The 21,389-nt window shown below is 36.6% G+C and carries 21 protein-coding genes and 1 pseudogene; 12 read left to right on the top strand and 10 right to left on the bottom strand.

Annotation, left to right across the window (positions count from 1 at the left end; translation table 11 throughout):
• Positions 1 to 352 (top strand): annotated as a pseudogene (locus tag QZ265_RS04190) (hypothetical protein); the annotation flags it as partial.
• Between the two features lie 71 nt (positions 353 to 423).
• Positions 424 to 1,116 (top strand): putative nucleotide-diphospho-sugar transferase, encoded by a 693-nt coding sequence (locus QZ265_RS04185; RefSeq protein ID WP_296403714.1) that lies wholly within the window; start codon positions 424 to 426, stop codon positions 1,114 to 1,116.
• 36 nt (positions 1,117 to 1,152) lie between these two features.
• Here the strand turns inward: QZ265_RS04185 and QZ265_RS04180 are convergent, their stop codons facing one another.
• From QZ265_RS04180 to QZ265_RS04150, 7 genes are all read right to left on the bottom strand, one after another.
• Positions 1,153 to 2,241 (bottom strand): glycosyltransferase, encoded by a 1,089-nt coding sequence (locus tag QZ265_RS04180; RefSeq protein ID WP_296403712.1) that lies wholly within the window; start codon positions 2,239 to 2,241, stop codon positions 1,153 to 1,155.
• A 65-nt stretch (positions 2,242 to 2,306) separates the two neighbouring features.
• On the bottom strand, positions 2,307 to 3,173 hold the full coding sequence (locus QZ265_RS04175; protein WP_296403710.1) for a glycosyltransferase: 867 nt from the start codon (positions 3,171 to 3,173) through the stop codon (positions 2,307 to 2,309).
• 61 nt (positions 3,174 to 3,234) lie between these two features.
• Positions 3,235 to 4,068: a glycosyl transferase gene (locus QZ265_RS04170; protein WP_296403707.1), complete on the bottom strand. Its 834-nt coding sequence runs from the start codon at positions 4,066 to 4,068 to the stop codon at positions 3,235 to 3,237.
• Between the two features lie 105 nt (positions 4,069 to 4,173).
• Positions 4,174 to 5,103 carry a branched-chain amino acid transaminase gene (locus QZ265_RS04165; protein ID WP_296403705.1) on the bottom strand — a complete coding sequence of 310 codons (930 nt, stop codon included), beginning with the start codon at positions 5,101 to 5,103 and terminating at the stop codon, positions 4,174 to 4,176.
• Positions 5,104 to 5,239: 136 nt separating this feature from the next.
• On the bottom strand, positions 5,240 to 8,089 hold the full coding sequence (gene glnE / locus QZ265_RS04160) for a bifunctional [glutamate--ammonia ligase]-adenylyl-L-tyrosine phosphorylase/[glutamate--ammonia-ligase] adenylyltransferase (protein WP_296403703.1): 2,850 nt from the start codon (positions 8,087 to 8,089) through the stop codon (positions 5,240 to 5,242).
• A 211-nt stretch (positions 8,090 to 8,300) separates the two neighbouring features.
• The gene (locus QZ265_RS04155) at positions 8,301 to 8,951 is read right to left on the bottom strand and encodes a phosphatase PAP2 family protein (RefSeq protein WP_296403701.1); all 651 of its coding nucleotides are present in this window, start codon (positions 8,949 to 8,951) and stop codon (positions 8,301 to 8,303) included.
• 235 nt (positions 8,952 to 9,186) lie between these two features.
• Positions 9,187 to 10,557: a glycosyltransferase family 1 protein gene (locus QZ265_RS04150; RefSeq protein WP_296403698.1), complete on the bottom strand. Its 1,371-nt coding sequence runs from the start codon at positions 10,555 to 10,557 to the stop codon at positions 9,187 to 9,189.
• A gap of 275 nt (positions 10,558 to 10,832) precedes the next feature.
• On the opposite strand from QZ265_RS04150, the gene tusD reads away from it, so the two are divergent.
• The 4 genes from tusD (at position 10,833) to QZ265_RS04130 (ending at position 12,569) form a co-directional block, all read left to right on the top strand.
• Positions 10,833 to 11,231, top strand: coding sequence for a sulfurtransferase complex subunit TusD (tusD, locus tag QZ265_RS04145; protein WP_296403697.1), 399 nt, complete (start codon positions 10,833 to 10,835; stop codon positions 11,229 to 11,231).
• Positions 11,232 to 11,294: 63 nt separating this feature from the next.
• Positions 11,295 to 11,618: a hypothetical protein gene (locus QZ265_RS04140; protein ID WP_296403695.1), complete on the top strand. Its 324-nt coding sequence runs from the start codon at positions 11,295 to 11,297 to the stop codon at positions 11,616 to 11,618.
• A 49-nt stretch (positions 11,619 to 11,667) separates the two neighbouring features.
• Entirely contained in the window at positions 11,668 to 12,015 is a 348-nt protein-coding gene (locus QZ265_RS04135; RefSeq protein WP_296403693.1) for a hypothetical protein, read from the top strand.
• Between the two features lie 125 nt (positions 12,016 to 12,140).
• Positions 12,141 to 12,569 (top strand): TusE/DsrC/DsvC family sulfur relay protein, encoded by a 429-nt coding sequence (locus QZ265_RS04130; RefSeq protein WP_296403691.1) that lies wholly within the window; start codon positions 12,141 to 12,143, stop codon positions 12,567 to 12,569.
• A gap of 56 nt (positions 12,570 to 12,625) precedes the next feature.
• Here QZ265_RS04130 and QZ265_RS04125 read toward each other — a convergent pair whose 3' ends face one another.
• Complete coding sequence (locus QZ265_RS04125) at positions 12,626 to 13,171, bottom strand: tRNA (cytidine(34)-2'-O)-methyltransferase (RefSeq protein WP_296403689.1); 546 nt, start codon at positions 13,169 to 13,171, stop codon at positions 12,626 to 12,628.
• Between the two features lie 327 nt (positions 13,172 to 13,498).
• Here QZ265_RS04125 and QZ265_RS04120 point away from each other — a divergent pair, with 327 nt between their 5' ends.
• The 3 genes from QZ265_RS04120 (at position 13,499) to QZ265_RS04110 (ending at position 15,071) form a co-directional block, all read left to right on the top strand.
• Positions 13,499 to 13,639 (top strand): entericidin A/B family lipoprotein, encoded by a 141-nt coding sequence (locus QZ265_RS04120; protein WP_296403687.1) that lies wholly within the window; start codon positions 13,499 to 13,501, stop codon positions 13,637 to 13,639.
• A gap of 379 nt (positions 13,640 to 14,018) precedes the next feature.
• Positions 14,019 to 14,549 carry an inorganic diphosphatase gene (locus tag QZ265_RS04115; protein ID WP_296403684.1) on the top strand — a complete coding sequence of 177 codons (531 nt, stop codon included), beginning with the start codon at positions 14,019 to 14,021 and terminating at the stop codon, positions 14,547 to 14,549.
• Positions 14,550 to 14,672: 123 nt separating this feature from the next.
• Positions 14,673 to 15,071, top strand: a complete 399-nt coding sequence (locus QZ265_RS04110) for a hypothetical protein (protein WP_296403682.1) — start codon at positions 14,673 to 14,675, stop codon at positions 15,069 to 15,071.
• 149 nt (positions 15,072 to 15,220) lie between these two features.
• Here QZ265_RS04110 and QZ265_RS04105 read toward each other — a convergent pair whose 3' ends face one another.
• Entirely contained in the window at positions 15,221 to 15,889 is a 669-nt protein-coding gene (locus QZ265_RS04105; RefSeq protein ID WP_296403680.1) for an alpha/beta fold hydrolase, read from the bottom strand.
• 168 nt (positions 15,890 to 16,057) lie between these two features.
• Between QZ265_RS04105 and QZ265_RS04100 the strand changes: the two genes are divergently transcribed.
• The 3 genes from QZ265_RS04100 to creC all read left to right on the top strand — a co-directional run bounded on the left by QZ265_RS04100 (position 16,058) and on the right by creC (position 20,569).
• Positions 16,058 to 17,476: a glycerophosphodiester phosphodiesterase family protein gene (locus QZ265_RS04100; RefSeq protein WP_296403678.1), complete on the top strand. Its 1,419-nt coding sequence runs from the start codon at positions 16,058 to 16,060 to the stop codon at positions 17,474 to 17,476.
• Positions 17,477 to 17,990: 514 nt separating this feature from the next.
• Positions 17,991 to 18,794, top strand: coding sequence for a response regulator transcription factor (locus tag QZ265_RS04095; RefSeq protein ID WP_296403676.1), 804 nt, complete (start codon positions 17,991 to 17,993; stop codon positions 18,792 to 18,794).
• Positions 18,791 to 20,569: a two-component system sensor histidine kinase CreC gene (gene creC, locus QZ265_RS04090; protein WP_296403674.1), complete on the top strand. Its 1,779-nt coding sequence runs from the start codon at positions 18,791 to 18,793 to the stop codon at positions 20,567 to 20,569. The genes QZ265_RS04095 and creC overlap by 4 nt, the downstream gene beginning before the upstream one ends.
• A gap of 218 nt (positions 20,570 to 20,787) precedes the next feature.
• Here the strand turns inward: creC and QZ265_RS04085 are convergent, their stop codons facing one another.
• Positions 20,788 to 21,282 (bottom strand): hypothetical protein, encoded by a 495-nt coding sequence (locus QZ265_RS04085; RefSeq protein WP_296403672.1) that lies wholly within the window; start codon positions 21,280 to 21,282, stop codon positions 20,788 to 20,790.
• Positions 21,283 to 21,389 lie beyond the last annotated feature (107 nt).

The following is a 21,389-nucleotide window of genomic DNA, read 5'->3' as shown; positions in this document are numbered from 1 at the left end:
TAACCCAATTCGTCCAGCGATTTTATTAAATGTTGTTACGCTTGTTAATACGCTAAAGGTATATGAAACAGAGAAATTCTTAAAAACAGATACTGATAATAGGTCACTTAATAAAAACAACGTAGTCGCATTATATGAAAAACAAATGACATTATATGACGGACTTACCTACTTTCGAATTGGCACTGATGACACCTTGAAGCATATGCGTGAACGTTATCAGTCTTTCAATGACAAAGATGAGTTGGCAACACGTATATTGTTATACATTTTTGATCGAGTTCAAACCTCTAGTAGTGCTTTTGCGACGTTGAAAGAATTGCACAAAGATGAAAAGTCACAATGGTGGTAGTTGGTTAATCATACCTAACGCTTTTATGCTCAAGCTTAACGTATAATTATAAATTAATTTAAGGAAATATCATGCTTGAACTTAATCAAATAGATACCACGCAATTAATTAAAGATAAGGATAATTTTATTGTCTGTTGCTTCTATACCGATAGCTATCATGATCACGCAATGCGTCTAAAACAATCCCTTGATCAATTCAATCTTAGCTATCATTTTAGTGTCGTTGAAGATGCGGGATACTGGGAAGCCAATACTCGTCTTAAACCGCATTTTATTTTAAATTGCTTACAATCCTTCCCTGATAAAGATATCCTTTATCTCGATGCGGATGCGATTGTTAAGCAGGCTCTTGATTACTTTAATACCATTAAGGCAGATGTCGCATTTTACAAAACAAAAGGTATGGCTGGCATGTCACATGATTACTTAGCCAGCACCATGTTTTTTAAAAATACTGAAGCGACTATTGCATTAGTCAAACAATGGATCGAAGAGCAAGTTAATGGTAAAAAGACACAAGTAGATCAGGATAGTTTGGATGAGGCTATGAAAAAATGCGCCTCCAACTTACAAGTTGAACCGCTACCTGCAGGATATATCAAAATCTTTGATAAAGATTACGAAGGTGATATTTATATTGAGCAGTATCAAGCTAGCCGTGGTCAGACTAAACTTAGACGTCAAAATATCAGACGTCGTAATAGAATAATAGGAACTGGTATAGTAGTAACTATGTTTGTGGCATATTACGTATTATGGTAATTTTAAAACAATAATACGAAATTCAAAAACCAAAATTTATTTAGCCGATAGTTCCAAATATTTTAATGCTACCACTTTTGGCAGCAGATTATCATCAAAATCAGCAAGAAACTGCTTAGGATTTTGCATCGCTTTGTCTAATTTTGTTGCGATAGCCTCTATGTCGTTTGATGGCATTAAATTATTCTTAGGCAACAGTTCATTTGGGCCAGATGGACAGTCAGTACTTATTACAGGTACTCCAAGTGCTAAAGCCTCAGGAATGACCAAGGCAAATCCTTCCCACTCAGATGTTAAAACTTTTAAAGTTGCGTTTTTGATATAGGGATAGGGATTATCTTTAAAACCTAAAAATATGACTTTATCTTCTAAATTTAATTCTGAAACTAATTTTTCAATCTCACCTCTAAGTTTACCTTTACCTAGAAGTAGCAAGGGTAAATTTTTAGAGGTCTTAGCATACGCTTTTAATAATATGTCATGTCTCTTTGCTTCTTTAAAACTACCAACATGAATAATATAGTTTTTATATTCTACATCATACTCGTCTGCTAATAAATTAATATGTTCTCTGTCAATCGGATTGTGAATCGCAGAAGTCGGAGTAATGTTTCCAAAATTATTTATGAAATCCTCTTTAACCCCATGACTCACGCACACACAAGGATGTTTGGAATAAATTTCCTTCAATTCTTCTTTAAGTTTTGGTTTAACATGCTTTGCATTTAGTTTGTACAACAAAGAAAGAGTGTTGTGAATGACATATACGATGTTTGGCAATTGACTGTGGCTGAATACTCTATAAGAGCGCTCAAGATTTGATAAAATAAGCTTCGGAATACCTATATGTTTAAGAATATAGGCATCAACTTTATGAGCTAATAAGCGGTATCTTACTTTACCCTTAGGCAACCATCGATAACTTTTATAATCTATTAAATGATACGTTAACTCATTATCTATTGTAAATTCTATGGTAGGATCAAAGCATAAAATATGTACATCATAACCCAGCACATCAAAGGCGCGCCCCATCGTTAATACAAACCGCTCTGCTCCAGCACCTTGTAATGAATTAATTGATAATACAATAATATTATTTTTTTTATTATTCTTGTTTACCATTAAACTCTCGTATAGGGTTATTTATAAATCTCATTTAATCAATTTGCTTCTAAAGTACAGATTAATTACAACTTTAATAGTCGGGTAAATAAAGATTTTTTGGCGCTATCTATTCGAGTAATTTTATTACCCTTATAGTTTTTATGGGTTTTCTTAGGAAAATCACCAAAAGGTTCTACTCGATAATTCTCTACGCTATAATTTTCTTTAAGAGCTTCTTTATAATACTGATCAAATAAATCAGTTAACTCTTGTCTAGGATGAGGCATTATTTTACCATCAAACCAATGTTTAGCTCCTTCACTTTTAAGCCTAGATATTGAGTACTTATGACTAAACTGAGTACCCATATCTGAATAATGTAATATTTTCATATCTTTAATTTCGAGATCTTCACCATCAATACAGTTGTAACTATCAATATAAGGAGTAATCAGCTCTGGCTGCTCTTTGAACTGCTTCATTAGCTTACCATGTCCCTCTAGATCAGCTTTTAACTGGCTCACAGGTGGCAAAACTTGACTTGCTTTTTGGCAGTCCCATACACAAGTACAAAGTCGTGCAATGGAATCCTTTGTTTTGGCAGCGACAATCGCTTCACCTTCGATAGGATGACTCCAAAGCTCACTTAAATCACTCAGCACAACCATGTCTGCATCCATATAAATAGCGCGACCTTTGAAATCACAATAGTCTGGTATAGCCCAACGAAATCCAGAAAAAGGAGTCGCCCATTTCTGTGTGTTCCAACCCTCACCTTTTTCTGGGTTTGAGTACCAAAAGCTTTCTGGATCTCGAGATAATTGCATCCAAATTATTTCTACAGGTATAGTAGTATGTTTTTTTATACTGTAATCAAGCACCATCATTTGTTCTAGATCACTATTATTAGGATCACAGCCTACAAATACTTTTATAATTTCATTGTTCATAATGATTACCTACTACCAAAGTTTTTAAATCTTTTAAATCCTAAGCTACTTACTTTAGCTGTTATTCTTTCCAATTGTCTTTAACCCACTCAACAGGCAAGATAAAATGACGCAAATGACGTATTGGATGCTTCAAGTTCTTAGGATCTTTAAGTTGCTTTAAGTGTTCTACAGCATTATTTGCTGATTTTGACGTATATTGGCCATTTATCGCATTAGTAGGATACAAACCGCCTGGGAAAATAACGATGCGAGCCCCTTTTGGGATTTTTGGAGCCTTAAAATAATTTAAAGGAAAAGGTTGACGACATTTGCGTCTAAAGTGAGCCACCCATTGTTTTGGGAATATCTTTACACCGCCTGGCACATTACGGGTTACAAAACGCTGTTCAAAGCGGTATTTGTCTGCAATGCCTTGAGGATCTGCTTTAAATTTCTCTTGCAAAGACACCATACTTCCAACCTTAAATCTGAAACATGATGTCTGACCAAGTTTCTCTAAAGGATTACTTGGATTATAAGATAAAATAACATCGTCTGGATCACCATATTCAAAGAACGGATCTAAGCTATCCACAATGACCACGTCTAAATCCAAAAACAATACAGTCCCTGTTAGGTCGCCTAACTTTTCGCCCCAAAGACGTGATTTGGGCCATTTACCCAAGGTATTGGTAGGCATGGTAACATCCAATGGCGGTAGCTCTTGGCATTCAATCTCTGGACGTACACCGGTTGAATCATCTGTAAAGCATACAAATCTGAAAGGCGGTGTTATGTTACGGGCAACCATACCATATAGTTTGTTGGCATAATGAGCCCCATATTTGGTTCCCCATTTGATGCAAATGATTTGTTTAACTTGTGACTCAGTTATTGAGTTTTGCTTTGACATAACCTACCAGTGCCTTAAAAGTGAATAAATAATATTTGAATTATTTTAACACAAAAAAAGCCGAACACTCAGTGCTCGGCCTCTTAAATGTAGGGGTAAATCTAATTAATCAATGAAACTTAACCAGTGCATATATTTCTCGTTACGACCATGTACCACATCAAAATAAAGACTTTGCAGTTTTTCAGTTAACTCACCGCGGCCACCATTACCGATAGTACGATCATCATATTCGCGAATTGGAGTGACTTCAGCTGCAGTGCCTGTCATGAATATTTCATCCGCTAGATAAAACTCATCACGTGTAATACGGCGTTCGACAACTTTAATACCCAAATCTTCGGCAAACTGAATAATAGTACGACGGGTAATACCATCTAAAGCACCGCCACCCAAATCTGGGGTATGTAATTCTCCATGCTTAACTAAGAATAAGTTCTCTCCAGAGCCTTGGCAAACGTAACCCTGTGGATCCATTAAAATAGCTTCGTCATAACCGCAACGCGTTACTTCTTGATTCGCCATAATAGAGACTGGGTAATTGCTAGAGGCCTTGGCTTTACACATCGTCACGTTGGTCATATGATGCGTATAAGATGAAGTTTTAACACGAATTCCTTTTTGGATACCTTCTTCTCCAAGATAAGCACCCCATTTCCAAGCCGCAACCATCGCATTGATACTGTTGTCACGCGAAGATAGACCTAATTTTTCAGCACCTACCCAAATTAAGGGACGAAGATATGCTGACTCAAAGCCATTTTGCTTGACCACATCTTTTTGAGCTTGATTAAATGTCTCTTTATCATACAGCACATTTAATTGGAAGATTTTTGCGGACCCTAAAAGGCGCTCAGTGTGAGCATCAAGTCTGAAAATTGCAGTTCTACCATCATCGGTCTGATAAGCACGTACACCCTCAAACACTGCCATACCATAATGTAGGCTATGCGTTAATACATGTACTTTGGCGTCTGGCTGGTTGATCATTTCTCCATTAAACCAAAGTTTACCTTCTGTTGTAGCCATATTCATAATCGATATTCCGTCGCATCTAGTAATTTCTATACAGTTTATAAGCAATTTAAGTATATCAATCACACTCAAATTGATTATAAATTCATAGATTCTTAAGTCATTTTATTTAGTTATACAGTATAAGCCTTGAGGATTATACAACAATCTCATTCCATTTGGATATGACATACTCTCGAGTCTCATTCCAATGAGAAGCATCTACCACACCTTCTTCATTTGCTAAGGCAAGTTGATGCATTGCAGCTCTTAATAATAGATAAGATCTAATTAGCCCCTCGCAGGTTTCAGCTTCCCATACACCGGCTTTAGCAAAGCTTTCAAAGATTCTTACATTATCACTCCATTTAGTCAATTCAGGATGATCATGCGCATGTGCCAATACGCCATATTGCGCCATAAACTCTATATCTACAATGCCCCCAGCATCTTGCTTAAGGTTAAACTTACCCTCTTGCTGTGCCTGCTGAGTACTGCCTAAGTGACCTTTCATTTTAGAACGCATTTCAATGACGTTTTGTTTTAAATCATTTATATCTCTTTTACGGGTAAGGACTTGTCTTCGTATATGATTAAAAGTATTCATCACACGATTATCGCCACATATGGCACGAGCACGAACCAAAGCCTGATGTTCCCATACCCAAGCTTTTTCTAACTGATAGCGCTCAAATGAGCGACTTGATACCACCATCATTCCTGCATTACCAGAAGGTCTTAAGCGCATATCAATCTCATAGGCACGGCCGTCACGGGTTTGGGTATTTAGGTAAGTCATCAGCTTCTGCGCCAATCGGGCGGTAAATTTCATACCACTAACTGGTTTGACACCCGTTGTCATTGCTTGTTCGTTAATCTGATGAATAAATACCAAGTCTAAATCTGAGGTATATGACATCTCAATCCCGCCAAGCTTGCCATAACCGATAATTGCAAATCCGTTGTTTGCCTCGGTAACTGATTCTCCATCTTGGTTAATCGGATAACCATGACGCTTTACCAATTCAGAAAAAGCACGCTCTAAAGTAAACTCAAGTACCACTTCAGCAATATCAGTCAAAGAGTCTGAAACTTTCATTATAGGACGTTCTGCCAATACGTCACTGGCGGCTACTGCCAATACTTGGTTATTTTTAAATAATCGAAGAACGTTTAGCAACATCTCCTCGTCATTAGGCTCTACTCGAAGTAAGCGCTGACGAAATATATTGGCTAACTCATCTTTACTAGGTAGGTGGCGATAACGCTGCTGTAAGAATGAATCAAGCAGTACAGGATATCGTGTTAACTCGCCTGCAATCCAAGGACTTGCAGACAACATTGGAATTAAATCAACAGTGGCATTTGGATTTTCAGCGAGCATGACTAAATATATAGAACGACGACAAATAGCTTCCAATAAATTAATTAACCTTGGAAAAGCCAAATTGGCCAAACCTTGCTTAGCTTCATGTACTAATAAAGCGTGCACCAATACAGGATAAGCATCTTCCAATCGTCCTCTAGCTTCATCTGAAAGATTGGCAACTAATTTGCTATCCCAAAATTGTTTAAGTTTAGCCTTATTCTCATCAGTTAAGATATCTTCGAGGTTTTGGAACTCTTTATCACTAGCTTGGGTGGTATCTTTTGGAATTTGACGCTCTATCACCATGCGCTCAAATGGAACTCTAACATTCTGACGGTGTTCATTTAAGCGCTGTAAAAAATCTGACCAATCTTTAAACCCTAGGGTAACTGCTAAGTTGTGTTGACACTCAAGATTACTAGGTAAGCGCTGAGTTTGCTGATCATTTATGGCTTGTATACCATGCTCAACCCTACGTAAAAAGCGATAAGCGGCTTCTAAATTGTGATAAGTCGTATCCTCAATAAAGTCAAACTCATTAAGTGCCTTCATTGCTTTTAGACAAGGTTTTACTTCAAGTTGTGAATGGCGACCACCATAGATAAGCTGAAAGGCTTGTACCACAAACTCAATATCACGGATGCCACCAGCTCCTAGTTTGACATTGTCTAAATCCTCACGCTGCGCCACTTGATTTTGAATGAGAGACTTCATTTCGCGTAAGGCCGCAAAGGCGCTGTAATCGACATAATAACGAAACACAAATGGTTTGACCACATCCTCAATCTGGTCTGCAAACTCTTCAGAAACCTCATTCACTACACGAGCCTTTAGCCAAGCAAATCTTTCCCAAGCTCGTCCTTGTGTAGCAAAATACTTCTCTAAAGCATTTAAATGTAAAACCAAATCACTACCTTCACCCCAAGGTCTTAAACGCATATCAACTCGAAATACAAAGCCTTCTGCGGTACAGGTGTCCAAAATTTTGATAATACCTTGACCCAATCGAATCATAAACCGCTTATTGTCTATACTTTTAGTGCCTTTAGCTTTATCGCCGTCAGTCTCGCCACTGGCTCTGTTTACAAAGATTAGATCTATATCACTGGATAAATTAAGCTCTTGCGCCCCAAGTTTACCCATAGCAAAAATGGCCATGTCATCGAATTGACGTTGACCTTTACTGTCAATAAATGTTGGACGGCCATAGCGGGCTTCTAAATCATTCCATACATATTCTTTGGTAAAGTTAATACAAGCATCAGCAAAGTGAGACAACTCTACAGTTAATTGGTCAAGAGAAATTATGGCCAAAGCATCCTGCCATATCCAGCGAAGCATTAATAACTCACGCAAACGGCGCAACCCTCGCATGACCCCTTCTTCATTGGCTCGTTTCAGCTCGTCGTCTATGCCATAATCTAAGGTATAGTCGTCAATTAAATCAGAAATCTGTTGACGTGTTAACCCCTGACCTAGAGGGTAACTGGTCAAAAAGTTTATGCAGATGGATTGTTTTTGTTGCCATATTTGATAAGCAAAGGGGCTGGCTGTTTTTAGGGTTTTAACTTGCTCATCATTTATTATATAAGGGGTTGACGATAGTGCGTCAATTGCAAAATCATTATCAGATGGCATGATGTGGCACGGCTCCTTAAAAGTGCTTGTGTTCTGTAAGCCTACCACATAAAAAGAAGTTAGAAGATAACTAATACTGTAAAATTTTTATCTACCAGTATCAAAAAAAACATTTCCTAAACACAGCCATTTAAGATTAATATACAAGGTTGTATGATTGAGTAAGAAATCTCAATGTCAAATTAGTGCGCCTACAGTGCTCTGGTAATCATTACGCAATAGGCAAAGTTTGTTCTATGAATGAATGAACATTGGGCGCCCAAAAAGTCAAAGCGTAGCCAATACACGCTCCTATAAATACATCGGTAGGATAATGAAGTCCAAGTACCATACGAGATAAAGCAACCAATATAGTAAAAGGAATCATAATCGGTAACAATTCAGGAAAGTATCCGCCTAACATAGTGGTAAATAAAACGGCTTGTAAAGTATGACCTGATGGAAAACTAAATACATCGAGTGGTCTTTCACCCAGTACTATTACTTGGTGCACTTGGTAAGGTCGAGGACGAACAGTTTTTACTTTTAATATTTTATAAACGGCCAAACCTAAACCGCTTATCAACAAAGTAGTCATTAATGGCAGGATAGCTTCAAAGCCATAAAATACGAATGACCCAAGCATCATTGCGTACCAAAACCAACCATCTCCCATCCTGCTGATCAATTTAAAAAATGTGGCGATACCATAATTAGTTGAATAACGGTTAATATGGATACACAAACTTGTATCCCATGAAACAAAATGATTGACACATACCGCGAGTGCTGGATTACGGGACATGAGTGTAAATATAGGGCTAGGTACTACTTCAGGGGTCAACTTAGTGACCAGCGATTGCTTTGACTTATCTGTTTTCAAGACTTATCCCCTTATTTTAACCATAATAAAATCAAGAATGGTGCAATACCTGATTTCGCTTGTAGTGCTATAATTCAACCTCATTAAAACTAGTTTTATTCCAAATCAAAATTTTATATCTGCTATATTTCTCTTATCAATTACTAAGCTCATGCTAAGCTATTGCTCTATAAGACCCTTAAACCAAGCTTCTTAAATATTTTTGTTAAATAAATCACGACTATGAAAAAGCGCTTTAGTTATTGAGATTTAATGACTCATTGAACATGGTTAGCATTTGGTCCGCTGGGCGTTGCCATGACATACCAGCCACTGTTTTAACAGCTTCTGAACCTTGTTCTTTTAAGATTTGCATCTTAGGTAAATGCGCAACTTTATCAATAAAGTCTTGTTTATCTCCAACTTTCACCAATACGCCGCTTTTTTCGGTGACCAACATCCCAGCAGCTGCATCATTAAAGGCATAGACAGGTAAACCACTTGCCATGGCCTCAACCACCACATTGCCAAAAGTTTCTACTTGACTGGCGAACACAAACACGTCAGCACTGGCATAATGCTCCGATAGATCTTGACCAGTTTTAGCCCCTGTAAATATGATATCTTCTTTATTATCTGCAGCTAAAGATTCAAGCCTTGTTTTATCCGGTCCATCACCGACGATAACTAACTTAACAGCTCGTTGAAGTTGTTCACGTTGTAACGCTTTAAAACTTTTTATGACTAAATCCACACCTTTTTCTGGAGACAATCTACTCACCATAACCAAAACAGTATGCTGTTTTTGTGCACCCCACCTTGCTCTAAGCGACTCACTACGATGGGTGATACTAAAGCGCTTTAAATCAACACCACGACCTACTTCATATAATCGTTTAAACCCTAGATGATCTAAATCTTGATAAGTTTTATTACTCGGCACACAAGTAGCTTGTGACGTATTATGAAACCACTTGAAGTAAGCCATTAAAGGTCCAGCTAAGATACCCAAACCAAAGTGACGACTAAAATCATGGAATTGAGTATGGTACCCAGTGGTGACAGTAATTTTTAAAGTTTTTGACGCCATTAAAGCTGCTAAACCAAGTGGTCCCTCAGTAGCAATGTGCACAACATCAGGTTTAAGCTGATTTAAATATTTTTTTATTTTAAAATAGTCAGGTACACCAAATTGCAGATCTGAGTATTTTGGGATAGACATTCCTTTAACCTGAAGATCATGACTAATACCTTTCATCGCCTTCTGGTATGATTCTAAGTCATTATTATCCTCAGTTTTAGACTCACTAAGAGCTAAATCTATATTTTGACTAGGTTTAGGTCTTAATAAGCTTATTTGATGCCCTTTCAAATTAAGCTGATGCATCAATTGCCCTAAGCTCATAGCAACGCCATTTACCTCTGGCAACCAAGTTTCAGTGACTAGTAAAATATGAAGAGGTTTTGAATACACAGCGATGGTTTTAGAATAGTTTCTCACCGTTTTTTCAGAGCTTTGATTGTGTACATCCATTAAAGGATCATTGTTTTTTGTTCGAAGATTTATAAGTGGGTTAACTTGGCTAATATCTATGCCTTTGCTACCACTAACGCTATGCTTTAGCATGATGACCTCTAAGCTGTACTGTATTAAAAGACTTTTTGACTTAAACATTACTCTAAAGCAAAGAGTTGACACTTTTATGGCGTTTCAATCACAGTTTGATGACATCTATTTTAATAGCTATTTTTATTCCACTACTTATTCAAGCTCTTGAATGCAGGCAAGTCACTTGATTTGAGATTTTAAAATACCTCATTGCCTTAATCATAAATTGCCAATCATGTATAATGACTATCTATTCAAGTTTCACTATTCAAATTAACTCAGATTGAAACCTTATGACCGCCATAAATACACTTTTATTGATTAATGCTGATCCTAGTCAAGGTATAGCTTGTCATGCCTACCGTTATGCCAAAGCCTTTTTAGAAAGCGGATATCAGTCAGATAAATTGAATATATTCTTTTATGGGGAGGCAGCTCATACTGCAAATATTTTACGTTGGCAAACCGCAGATCGAACCAACTTGACTCAATTATGGAGTCAGTTAAGCTTAGCCTATCAATTAAATTTGCCCGTTTGTGTCAGTACTGCTCTAACTCGTGGTGTCACTGACAACGACAATGCTGGTCGTCATCAACTTGATTCGTCTAATTTAGCCTCAGGCTTCAAATTAGTAGGACTAGGTGAGCTTGCAGAACAACTGTCTAAAGCAGATAAAGTCATTAGTTTTTAACTGCTGCTTTTTTTATCAGTTGAATAAGTTTAATCATAAAAAAAAGTGAAAAAAGGAAGTGCTGTGTCTATACTTGTTCGTTTAACATCAGCCACTGAGACGGCTACTTATGAAGGTTGCGCGTTGGCATTAACCTTAGCAAGTTTCGGGCATGAGGTTCAATTAATGCTTGGAAGTTCAGTGTTTGGGATACTAATGCAGCCTGAAAGTCGTCTGCATGGCATGATTAAATCCTTGGATTTGTATGACCTCCCCCCAGCTTGGCTTCCTGATGACGTTTTTAGCAGTTGGATATTTGGTATGGTGCCAGCAGAAGTATCAAAACAAATAGACTTTGTACCTGAGAATTTTGATTCAAAAAAATTCGCTCAAGTTTTTTCATTTTAATAGATACTTGCTATCTTAAAATCTCCTACACACTTCTATGAGCCGTACTATGTCTACCTTATTTCAACTCCATGCTCCTATGAATACGCTAAAAGCTTTGGTTAAGGAAATGGCTCCACTGTGGCATTCTGGTGACAGTATCTTATTGCTAGCAGAAACTGTGGCTTTTCTACCTTGGTTTGAGATGTATATTGATGATATTAATCAAGATGACGAGGTTACAAATCAGATTTTAGATATTGAATCAATTTATGTTTTAGCAGATGATATTGCTCAGTTAAATCAAACAGCTAAAGCAAATTTGGATTTGAATAAAGTTAAGATAATTGACGATCATCAATGGGTTAAACTTACCCAAGAAGTTAATCGAGTGGTTACTTTAAACTCAACAACTTAATTTCCAAACAACTTAAGTTTATACTGATTGTATTAACTAATTAAAGTAATGTAATTGCGATATAGCATATATCCTAATTCTTATAGTTCATTACATAAAATATGAACTTAAAATACGAGCTAACAATGACCTCTTCTTCAGCTTCTAGTGCCAAGCAAAATTCAAACACTAACTCTGAGAGTTTGTTAAATAACTTATCTAATAACTTGCCTGCTAATAAAGAATCGGTTGATAAAAACTTTAAGTTAGAGTTAGACAAAGAAGGGCATTTGATAGACCATAGCTTATGGACGCCAACAGTAGCCCAGCACTTGGCAGACACGCTATCCGTTACATTGACTGAAGAACACTACCTAATATTACAGCAAGTGCGCAAGTTCCATGTAGAGTTCAATCATCCTCCTTCTACCCGTCCTTTGATAAAATATTTGATGCAAACACTACCTGAGATGCAAATATCCAATCAACTGCTGCAACAAATGTTTAATACAGGATTGGTAGCCCGTCATGTGAATCGTATAGCCGGACTACCTAAACCGCCTAATTGTCTATAAACCATAGCCAGCTTTCTGGTCAGCTAAATGTATTAATATGTAGTCTGAGGTATAACCTATTTTGGATCATAAGGCGTCATTTCAGTATATCCGGTACTGCGTCCCTCATCACCATAAAACCCCTGCTGACGCCAGACTTCGTACAAACAAATACTAATACTATTGGCTAAATTTAAGCTACGAGAATCCGGTAACATGGGCAGTCTAAGCCAGTTATCAGCCCCGATATCATGCCGAATATCATCTGTCAATCCAGCAGTCTCTGAACCAAATACCAAAGCTATGTTTTGCTGATCCACACCCAATTGCGTTGAGCTAAAATCGTATTCATAAAATGGGTGACTAAATTTAGTGGTTAGGGCTACAAATCGTTCACAACCCAACTCTTTTAAACTATCTTTTGCAGCTTGCCAGTTTTCATGTACTTTCATATTTGCGTATTCATGATAATCAAGACCTGCACGACGCAATTTTTTATCTTCCAAATCAAAACCTAAAGGTTTAACTAAGTGTAATTGTGCCCCTGTATTTGCACATAAGCGTATAGCACTGCCTGTATTATTAGGAATTCTAGGATGCACAAGTACGATATGAATGGTCATGAATCTAGCCTTTACAAAAAAGTTAATTAAATCAAGATACTGTTTTTTAAATTTACAATTCTATGACAGTTTTAGCTAAATTACACACATTAATATGTTGTCGCTTTCATACAAATTAATATACTATGTTATTAAGGATGACACTTATGTTACTAGGAGCTATTGAAAAAATTTATCACAAATTTTCATTTTGTTATCATGTCTATTCTCAAGATAACTAATATTGAATTTACCTTAAATTTTTTTTATGATTTAGTAAACTAATATATCCTTATTTTTTTATGATATTTTTTTTGTAATTTTTCAATTTATTATTAAGGACTCAACATGAAAAAGTTAGCTTGCGCATCTTTAACTGCTCTAATTTTGTTATCTGGTTGCAACACTTTCAAAGGCTTTGGTAAAGATGTTTCTAAAGCAGGTGATGGTGTAAGTAAAACTGCTGCTAAAGTAGAAAATAAGATCTAAGCTTTTTTTAACTTGGGTTAAAGAACACTCTTAAGTCAAAATTTAAGTTTATTAGAGTTATTTATAACTTTTTAGATTTTGATTCATTGTAGTGATTTTGATTCTTTGTAGTAATAAGTATAAAAGCTCACTTTTTTAAGTGAGCTTTTATTTTTTTGTTTGGTCATATTCATATTGTTATTCACATGCTAATAGCATTTGTTTAATGACTTATTAATTGTTAAACCACTTTTTCACTATCAATACTTTGATAACTGTTACAAATGTTATTTTGGAATATTCTCATAACTTGGCATTCAATTAAAAGTTGTTATAATCAGCATGGATTTAAAACCATAACAAATTAATGCTCTTAATTGAGCTCATAACGGAGAATAAAATGGCAGATTTTAACTTAATTTTAGATGCAGGCGATGTTGACGGCGGCGAGATTAACGTTGTAATTGAAATTCCTACAGGCAGTAACCATAAGATCGAATGGAACCGTGAACTGGCTGTATTTGAATTAGACCGTGTTGAACCTGCTATTTTTGCAAAACCATGTAACTATGGATTTATCCCACAAACGCTTGATGAAGATGGTGATGAGCTTGATGCTTTAATTATCACTGAACAACCATTAACAACTGGTATCTTTTTGAAAGCAAAAGTTATCGGGGTAATGAAGTTTGTAGATGATGGCGAAGTAGATGACAAGATTGTAGTTGTTCCAGCTGATGATCGTAATAATGGCAATGCTTACAACAGCTTAGAAGACCTACCTAAGCGTTTAATTGAACAATTAGAGTTCCATTTTAGTCACTATAAAGATTTGAAAAAAGCAGGCACTACTGTGGTTGAATCATGGGGTGATGTGGCTGAAGCGAAAGAAGTTATTAAAGAAGCTATTCAACGCTGGAAAGACAAATAGTCTGCTATTTAGCTAGTTTTTGCACTGAAAAATAGCCTATGAAGAAGCACTTTAACTTTTAGTTAGAGTGCTTTTTTTGTTACTATCATTACTTGAAGACCCTATTTTGACTGAGAGTTCACTATGTCTAATAAACTACCAAAACACATTGCCCAGATGGTCGAAAAAAACAATTTGGTAATGGCCATTAAATCACTGTCTGAAGAACAAAACATTAGCATGGGCGAAGCCAAAGCCCAAATCGATGATTATGAGCAATCTTTAAAACAGCAGCAAACCAAAAAGGTAGAAGCCATTAGTCAAAAACAACAAAAGAAAAATTATGATCAAACCGTGAATCAACCTATCAATGAACCTATTAAGCATAATCCAAAACTACAAGTACTAAATCAAGGTTTAGATAAGCGTTTAGATTCAATGGGTTATAAACCGCCTTTGGTGCCATACTGGGTAAAACGTGTGTGTGTTATTTTACTGGTTGTGGCGATTTTAAGCTTATTATTTTGGCGATTAATTTCGTAAATTTTCTATTGATTTTAGGCCAGTTTATAGTGTCTGATTTTAAAGGATTTATAACCTATTATACGTTTTTTCTATCAAGAATTATCATAGTTATTTTATGAGTGCTTGGATTAGACAGTTAGTTCGATAAACCGAGAGCATCACTTAAATTACAGTACCTTATTTAACCACTTACCTATTGCTTTTATCTGCGGTAAGCATACCTGATGAGCCATAGGATAGGTGCTAAACTCGATGTTATACCCCTGCTTAGTCAAAGTATCATTAGCTCGTTGTCCGAGTAATACAGGTACCACAGGATCTTGGGTGCCATGATCAATCTTGATGGGGATGTCTTTATTTATAGCGGTATATTTAGAGGCGTCATCAACTGCTAGATAAGTAGATAAAGCCATTAATCCTGCCAAACGCTGAGGGTAAGTTAAAGCCACTTGATAGGCAATGGCACCGCCTTGTGAGAACCCAGCAATAACAATATTTTCAGAATTAACCCCGCTTTCTATTTCACGTTGAATTAAGTCTTTGATTGCCGCAGCAGAAGTTTCAATTTGTTTGACATCTACTTTACGCTCTAAGCTCATCTCCAAAATATCGTACCAAGCTGGCATCACCATTCCGCCATTTATGGTCACTGGAATATTGGGAGCGTGTGGAAATATAAAACGCACCGCCATATCTTTATTCAAACCCAATTCTGGTACTACTGGTTCAAAATCATGACCACTGGCTCCTAATCCATGAAGCCAAATTACCGATTTATCAATAGGTTTGTTCGAGGGGTTGTGCTCTGTTATTACACACTTTAGATATTGCGTCATAATAATCCTTAATTGTCTGTGATAAATGTTTGTTTTATAAATGATTAAAGCTTGACTTGAAAATTAAAAAACAACTGTCATTAAACCGTCAATAATTTAAGCTAATTTATAAATTCGAGTAACATGTTTGTCCTGAATTTTAACATATCCATTCATAAGGAAACTTGAATGTCATTTTATAACAATAAAACTGTAAAACAGTTATTAAACCATCATAAAAACTATAACTATATGACACCTTTTGTTAATAACAAACTAAAAATGGTTGCAGGACTGTGTTTTGGTCTATCCACTTTGATGCTATCAGGGTGTAGTAATATTTTGGCGGACTCTAATTATAACAAGATAGGTGCAGAGAATACTCAATCTACTAGTAAAATCCAATCTTCTAGCAACAGCTCTGCTAAGCCAAAGTCGATAGTTGGTTACACTTATGGTAGCCGTCCAATGTATTTGATAGATGATATGGACAATAGCCCTCTTAAAACCCAATTAAAATCGTGTGAAGGCCAAACGGCTATGAAGTCTGACTTCTCAATTTCTCATCGCGGTGCGCCTTTGCAATATCCTGAGCACACTTATGACGGTTACATGGCTGCTGCGCGTATGGGAGCGGGTATTTTAGAATGTGACGTGGCATTCACCAAAGACAAACAGTTGGTATGTCGTCATGCTCAAAATGACTTACACACTACTACCAATATCCTAAGCACGCCTCTGGCTCAAAAATGTAGTACGCCACCTAAATTTGATGCGCAGGGAATATTAACCAATGCCGACAAAATAGAGTGTCGTACCTCTGACATCACACTCGATGAGTTTAAATCACTTCGTGGCAAAATGGATGCTGCCAACACTAAAGCATCTTCTATTAAAGATTATATGAATGCGACTTCACCTTGGCGCACTGAGTTATATAATCAAAATGGAAAGCTGGTTAGTTTAGAGGAGCACATCAAATTAGCTGAGAGCTTAGGTCTTAAACATACTCCAGAATTAAAAGCCCCTACTGAAAAAATGCCTTTTGGTGACTATACGCAAGATCAGTATCGCAAACAACTTATTGATACCTATAAAAAGGCGGGTGTGTCAGCTGATAAAGTCTATGCTCAGTCATTTGATATTGAAGATATTAAATATTGGGTGAAAAACAATCCTGACTTTGCTAAAAATGCTGTCTTTTTAACAGATGACAGCAATGAGACTGCAGAGGGTAAAACTTTTGATAAGAATGATCCAAAAACTTGGAAGCATTCTATGCAAGAGTTAAAATCAATGGGTGTTAATATCATTGCTCCGGCCACTTGGCTATTGGTTACCAGCGATGGCAAAGGACGTATGATGCCTTCTCAATATGCAGTGGAAGCCAAAAAAGCTGGACTCAAGATAATCACTTGGTCTATTGAACGTTCAGGTCCTTTAGCAAATGGTGGCGGTTGGTACTACACTGGCCTTGGTGATGCTATAAATAATGATGGCGACTTAATGAACTATATAGATGTCTTAGCACAAGACGTAGGCGTTATAGGTATGTTCTCTGATTGGCCAGCCACAGTCACTTATTATGCCAATTGTAAGGGCTTATAGTTTTTATGGTTTAAATATAAGCTACTAAGGTATTTTGTTTTTCAGCTGTTAGTCGATTAACTAACTATGTCACTCATCAAAGCTTTAGCCTAAAACATTTTAGGCTAAAGCTTTTTTTGGGCTAAACTAAAATAATATAAATAAAGAAATGGTGTTCAAAAATTTAAAAATACTTTAATTAGTGCCTCTGCTGCAACCCCTGTCAACATTATCGGCACGTTCTTATCTAGGCCCTCACGTATGCTCATGATATGGTAAAAAATCGATTGGGAGCTACTTAAATACTGCTACGAATTCGATTTAAGTCTAGCTATGCCTTGTAACGCTATTATAAAGGCTTATACCTACTTTAAATGTTTTAAATCTCTTAGTATTCATTAATTTTTCATAGTCTCATCATCTGAAACACATCTCTTTTTAGTCTGGCTATGCTAGGATTACGATTCAATATCAATTGAATATTAATATATAGCTTATCAAGCTTATTGTCTTGATTTATAAATCGGTATCCATAATGACTGCTAGCCAAAATATAATACCTGTTAATGCCAACACACCGCACATTCTAATCGTTGAAGATGATCCCGCCATTGCTACATCGCTACGCGTTACTTTTAAACGTGAAGGCTGGCTAGTCACATGGCTAGATAATGCGACTAGCGTCATTCCAACATTACAGAGCTTCAATGACCAAAATCAATCTGTTTCTGGCATGGTATTGGATGTTGGTTTACCCGATGGAGATGGCTTAAATCTTTGCCAAGATATTCGACATAGTGGCATTATTGGTCCATTAAAGCAGCTTCCTATCGTTTTTTTGACTGCACGAAGTGACGAGGTAGATAGAATATTAGGCCTAGAGATGGGAGGCGATGACTACTGCCCTAAACCCTTTAGCCCGCGTGAACTTGTGGCTAGATTAAAAGCGATATGGCGTAGAGAACAATTAACTGCTTCAAGTGTAGACAGTCAAGCTATATTGACTGATGAAACCACAGAGCCACAGTTTTTTTATCTAGATTCAGGCATATGGCGTTATGATCCATTAACCTACACCTTATATTGGAATGAGAATAGGCTTGAGCTTAGTAATACCGAACGTAAGCTTATTTTAGCTCTACTGGCTAATCCCGAGCGTGTCTTTAGCCGAGAGCAGTTATTGAACTCGATAAGTGATTATCCTGATCATCGTCTTGCACGTACTATCGACAGTCATGTGAAGTCAATTCGTAAGCAATTGGCACAAATTAGCGAGTCTGAAGACCAAGAGATTATTTATACTCACCGCGGCTTAGGCTATGGACTTTGTGCTTCATGAGTGAGAGTAATAATAATAGTAAAAGACCCGCTTCAAACTCAAACAATTGGTACGCTAAACTGCACCCTATCGGCAGGGATAACACGCCTATAGTACCTGATACTAAGTCTAAAAGAATCCTTAACTTAAGTCTGTTTTTTAGGATTTGGATAGCCGTTGGGGTTATCGTAATCATATCTGGCATCGTAGTCTTTAATCAGCTCTTTAATTACGTGCGCCCTATTACCCAACAGGTGATTGAAGATACTTTAGTCGATACCTCTAAGCTATTGGCCGCCAGTTTACAATCTGCAGTTGAATCAGGGGAGATACATAATAGGCAATACCAAGCCATGTTGGATAATGCTTTTTTAGCCCCTGAACTAACAGAAGAAACCAATCCACCTCAGCTCAATAATACAATAAAAGGCCTTAGTAGCAGTCCACTTGGTGAAATTGACGATGGCTGGTTAAGTTCTTCATTGTCTTTAGACAATTGGTATCATAAAAAAAACCGTAGTAGCTTCCGAGTATATATAACCAACAAGCATGGCATTGTTATCTATGACTCCTTACCAACAGCAACTTCTGTAGGTTCTAAAGATGCAAGCGAAAAAAATGCTGAGGGTGAAGACTATTCAAAATGGAACGATGTCAATTTAACCTTACAAGGTAAGTATGGCGCTCGTACCACACGTACAGATCCTGAAGACTCAACCACCTCTATAATGTATGTAGCGCAGCCTATATACAGCTCTGTTAATACTAAAGACATTATCGGTGTGGTAAGTATAGGAAAACCAACTGCCACAGTGTTGCCGTATTTAAATGCAACTCGCCAGCGTATGTTAACCGCTTCATTGATAATTAGTATCGTCACTTTATTAATGGCAGGCTTGATTGCTTGGTGGCTACGTCAAAGCACCTTACTAGTCACTCGTTACACCCAATCATTAGCGCAAGATACCAAAAAACCTTATTTTTATTTAGGTAAAGAACTAAATGAGCTTAGTGATACCATTGAAACCATGAAGCATCGGCTTGAAAATAGAGCCTATGTAACGGACTATGTACATACTTTAACTCATGAACTGAAGAGTCCTTTGACGGCTATTAGAGCCAGTGGTGAATTGCTTGAAGAAACTGACTTAGATGGTGAAGATAGATTAATGCTAAGTCAAACCATTACCGAACAAAGTATTAAGTTACAATCATTGATTGATCGGTTATTATTATTGGCAAAAATTGAACAACCAACCTTCAAGCTTGCCATACAGCAAATAAATCCAGATGCTTTAATGCAAACCTTAATTGCCGGCTGTGAAATGCAACGTCAAAATCAACACGTTCATATCGATTATGATTGTCAAATTGCTGACCCAAGTCATACGCTCATTTTTGCTGATGAATTTTGGATAACTCAAGCTTTACAAAATGTATTGGACAATGCTTTATATTTTGCTAAGTCCGAAGTTAAAGTCCAGCTCTCCTTACAAAGTTTTGCTAAAGTGGAATATATTAAGCTGTCTATAACCAATAATGGGGATTTGATACCTGAGTATGCTTTGGAGAAGGTATTTGACCGCTACTTTAGTTTATCGCATCAGTTGCAAGGTCAATCTCAAGGTAAAAAAGGCACAGGGCTAGGATTAACCTTAGTAAAACAAGTGATAGAACGTCATGGGGGTATGGTTACTATTCAAAATCTTGAATCGTTTCCAAATTATTTTGATAAGTTACATATGACTGGCGTTGAACTGGTTATATATTTGCCGATAGCACCTCTTAATGTCTAAAAACTTATCTTTAACCCAACAATAATAGTTTTATAGTTATAACAACAATATTCATTATTCAATATAACTATTTGATTTTACAATAATCAAAAAAAAGCACACAAGGTAAACTTGCATGCCTAAAGTTAAAATTTATATATTATAGTTTCAATCTTGGAAACTAAATTCTTACAAGCTTAAGTAAACCTTTAACTTTTATTTTAAACCTAATAGCTAAATTAAGAATTACCGTTTTGACTTAATGGCACTATACGTTCATGTTGACCATTGCCTAACAACCCTTGACTACCAATACCTTCTGGATTAATTTGAAGATAAGCCATCATTTGCTCAACTACCTCTTGATCACCTTCTGACATAATACGCTGCTTAATAGCTTCTACTGGGGGAACGGGTAAATTTCTTAGCAATGACAACAATTGACTGCCCTGCCCTTTATTCACAACCAATTCGATTAGTTTCCGTGCATCAATGGGTAAGTCGGGTGTTGACTGAGCCATTAGTGCTAAATGATATGCACCATGAGCGTCTTCATCAGTAATAATGCGCTGTTCAATGGCCTGATAAGTCTCACTTGTCGCTCCACCTGCCACACTCAATAAGTGAATACACTTAAGTGAAGACTGTGTTTCATTATCAGCAATGGCTTTAATTTTTTCTGATTGTTCTTCTAATAATTGACGTTTTTGGGCTAGCTTATCATCTGAACTCATATTGTATTCCTATATAAATTTTATGTTTATCGTATAAAAATTATATGGTGTTAAATATTATTTTATAAAGCAGTTGAATACAAAACATAACAGGTACTATCTATTAC

Source organism: Psychrobacter sp. (assembly GCF_018260395.1).
Classification (GTDB): domain Bacteria; phylum Pseudomonadota; class Gammaproteobacteria; order Pseudomonadales; family Moraxellaceae; genus Psychrobacter.
Note: the sequence above shows the minus strand (reverse complement) of the source record. Positions and strands in the feature narration are given on the sequence as shown.

Coding starts and splice junctions, on each gene's coding strand:
- QZ265_RS04185 (WP_296403714.1), top strand. CDS start 424: ATGCTTGAACTTAATCAAATAGATACCACGCAATTAATTAAAGATAAG.
- QZ265_RS04180 (WP_296403712.1), bottom strand. CDS start 2,241: ATGGTAAACAAGAATAATAAAAAAAATAATATTATTGTATTATCAATT.
- QZ265_RS04175 (WP_296403710.1), bottom strand. CDS start 3,173: ATGAACAATGAAATTATAAAAGTATTTGTAGGCTGTGATCCTAATAAT.
- QZ265_RS04170 (WP_296403707.1), bottom strand. CDS start 4,068: ATGTCAAAGCAAAACTCAATAACTGAGTCACAAGTTAAACAAATCATT.
- QZ265_RS04165 (WP_296403705.1), bottom strand. CDS start 5,103: ATGAATATGGCTACAACAGAAGGTAAACTTTGGTTTAATGGAGAAATG.
- glnE (WP_296403703.1), bottom strand. CDS start 8,089: ATGCCATCTGATAATGATTTTGCAATTGACGCACTATCGTCAACCCCT.
- QZ265_RS04150 (WP_296403698.1), bottom strand. CDS start 10,557: ATGCTAAAGCATAGCGTTAGTGGTAGCAAAGGCATAGATATTAGCCAA.
- tusD (WP_296403697.1), top strand. CDS start 10,833: ATGACCGCCATAAATACACTTTTATTGATTAATGCTGATCCTAGTCAA.
- QZ265_RS04135 (WP_296403693.1), top strand. CDS start 11,668: ATGTCTACCTTATTTCAACTCCATGCTCCTATGAATACGCTAAAAGCT.
- QZ265_RS04130 (WP_296403691.1), top strand. CDS start 12,141: ATGACCTCTTCTTCAGCTTCTAGTGCCAAGCAAAATTCAAACACTAAC.
- QZ265_RS04125 (WP_296403689.1), bottom strand. CDS start 13,171: ATGACCATTCATATCGTACTTGTGCATCCTAGAATTCCTAATAATACA.
- QZ265_RS04120 (WP_296403687.1), top strand. CDS start 13,499: ATGAAAAAGTTAGCTTGCGCATCTTTAACTGCTCTAATTTTGTTATCT.
- QZ265_RS04115 (WP_296403684.1), top strand. CDS start 14,019: ATGGCAGATTTTAACTTAATTTTAGATGCAGGCGATGTTGACGGCGGC.
- QZ265_RS04110 (WP_296403682.1), top strand. CDS start 14,673: ATGTCTAATAAACTACCAAAACACATTGCCCAGATGGTCGAAAAAAAC.
- QZ265_RS04105 (WP_296403680.1), bottom strand. CDS start 15,889: ATGACGCAATATCTAAAGTGTGTAATAACAGAGCACAACCCCTCGAAC.
- QZ265_RS04100 (WP_296403678.1), top strand. CDS start 16,058: ATGTCATTTTATAACAATAAAACTGTAAAACAGTTATTAAACCATCAT.
- QZ265_RS04095 (WP_296403676.1), top strand. CDS start 17,991: ATGACTGCTAGCCAAAATATAATACCTGTTAATGCCAACACACCGCAC.
- creC (WP_296403674.1), top strand. CDS start 18,791: ATGAGTGAGAGTAATAATAATAGTAAAAGACCCGCTTCAAACTCAAAC.
- QZ265_RS04085 (WP_296403672.1), bottom strand. CDS start 21,282: ATGAGTTCAGATGATAAGCTAGCCCAAAAACGTCAATTATTAGAAGAA.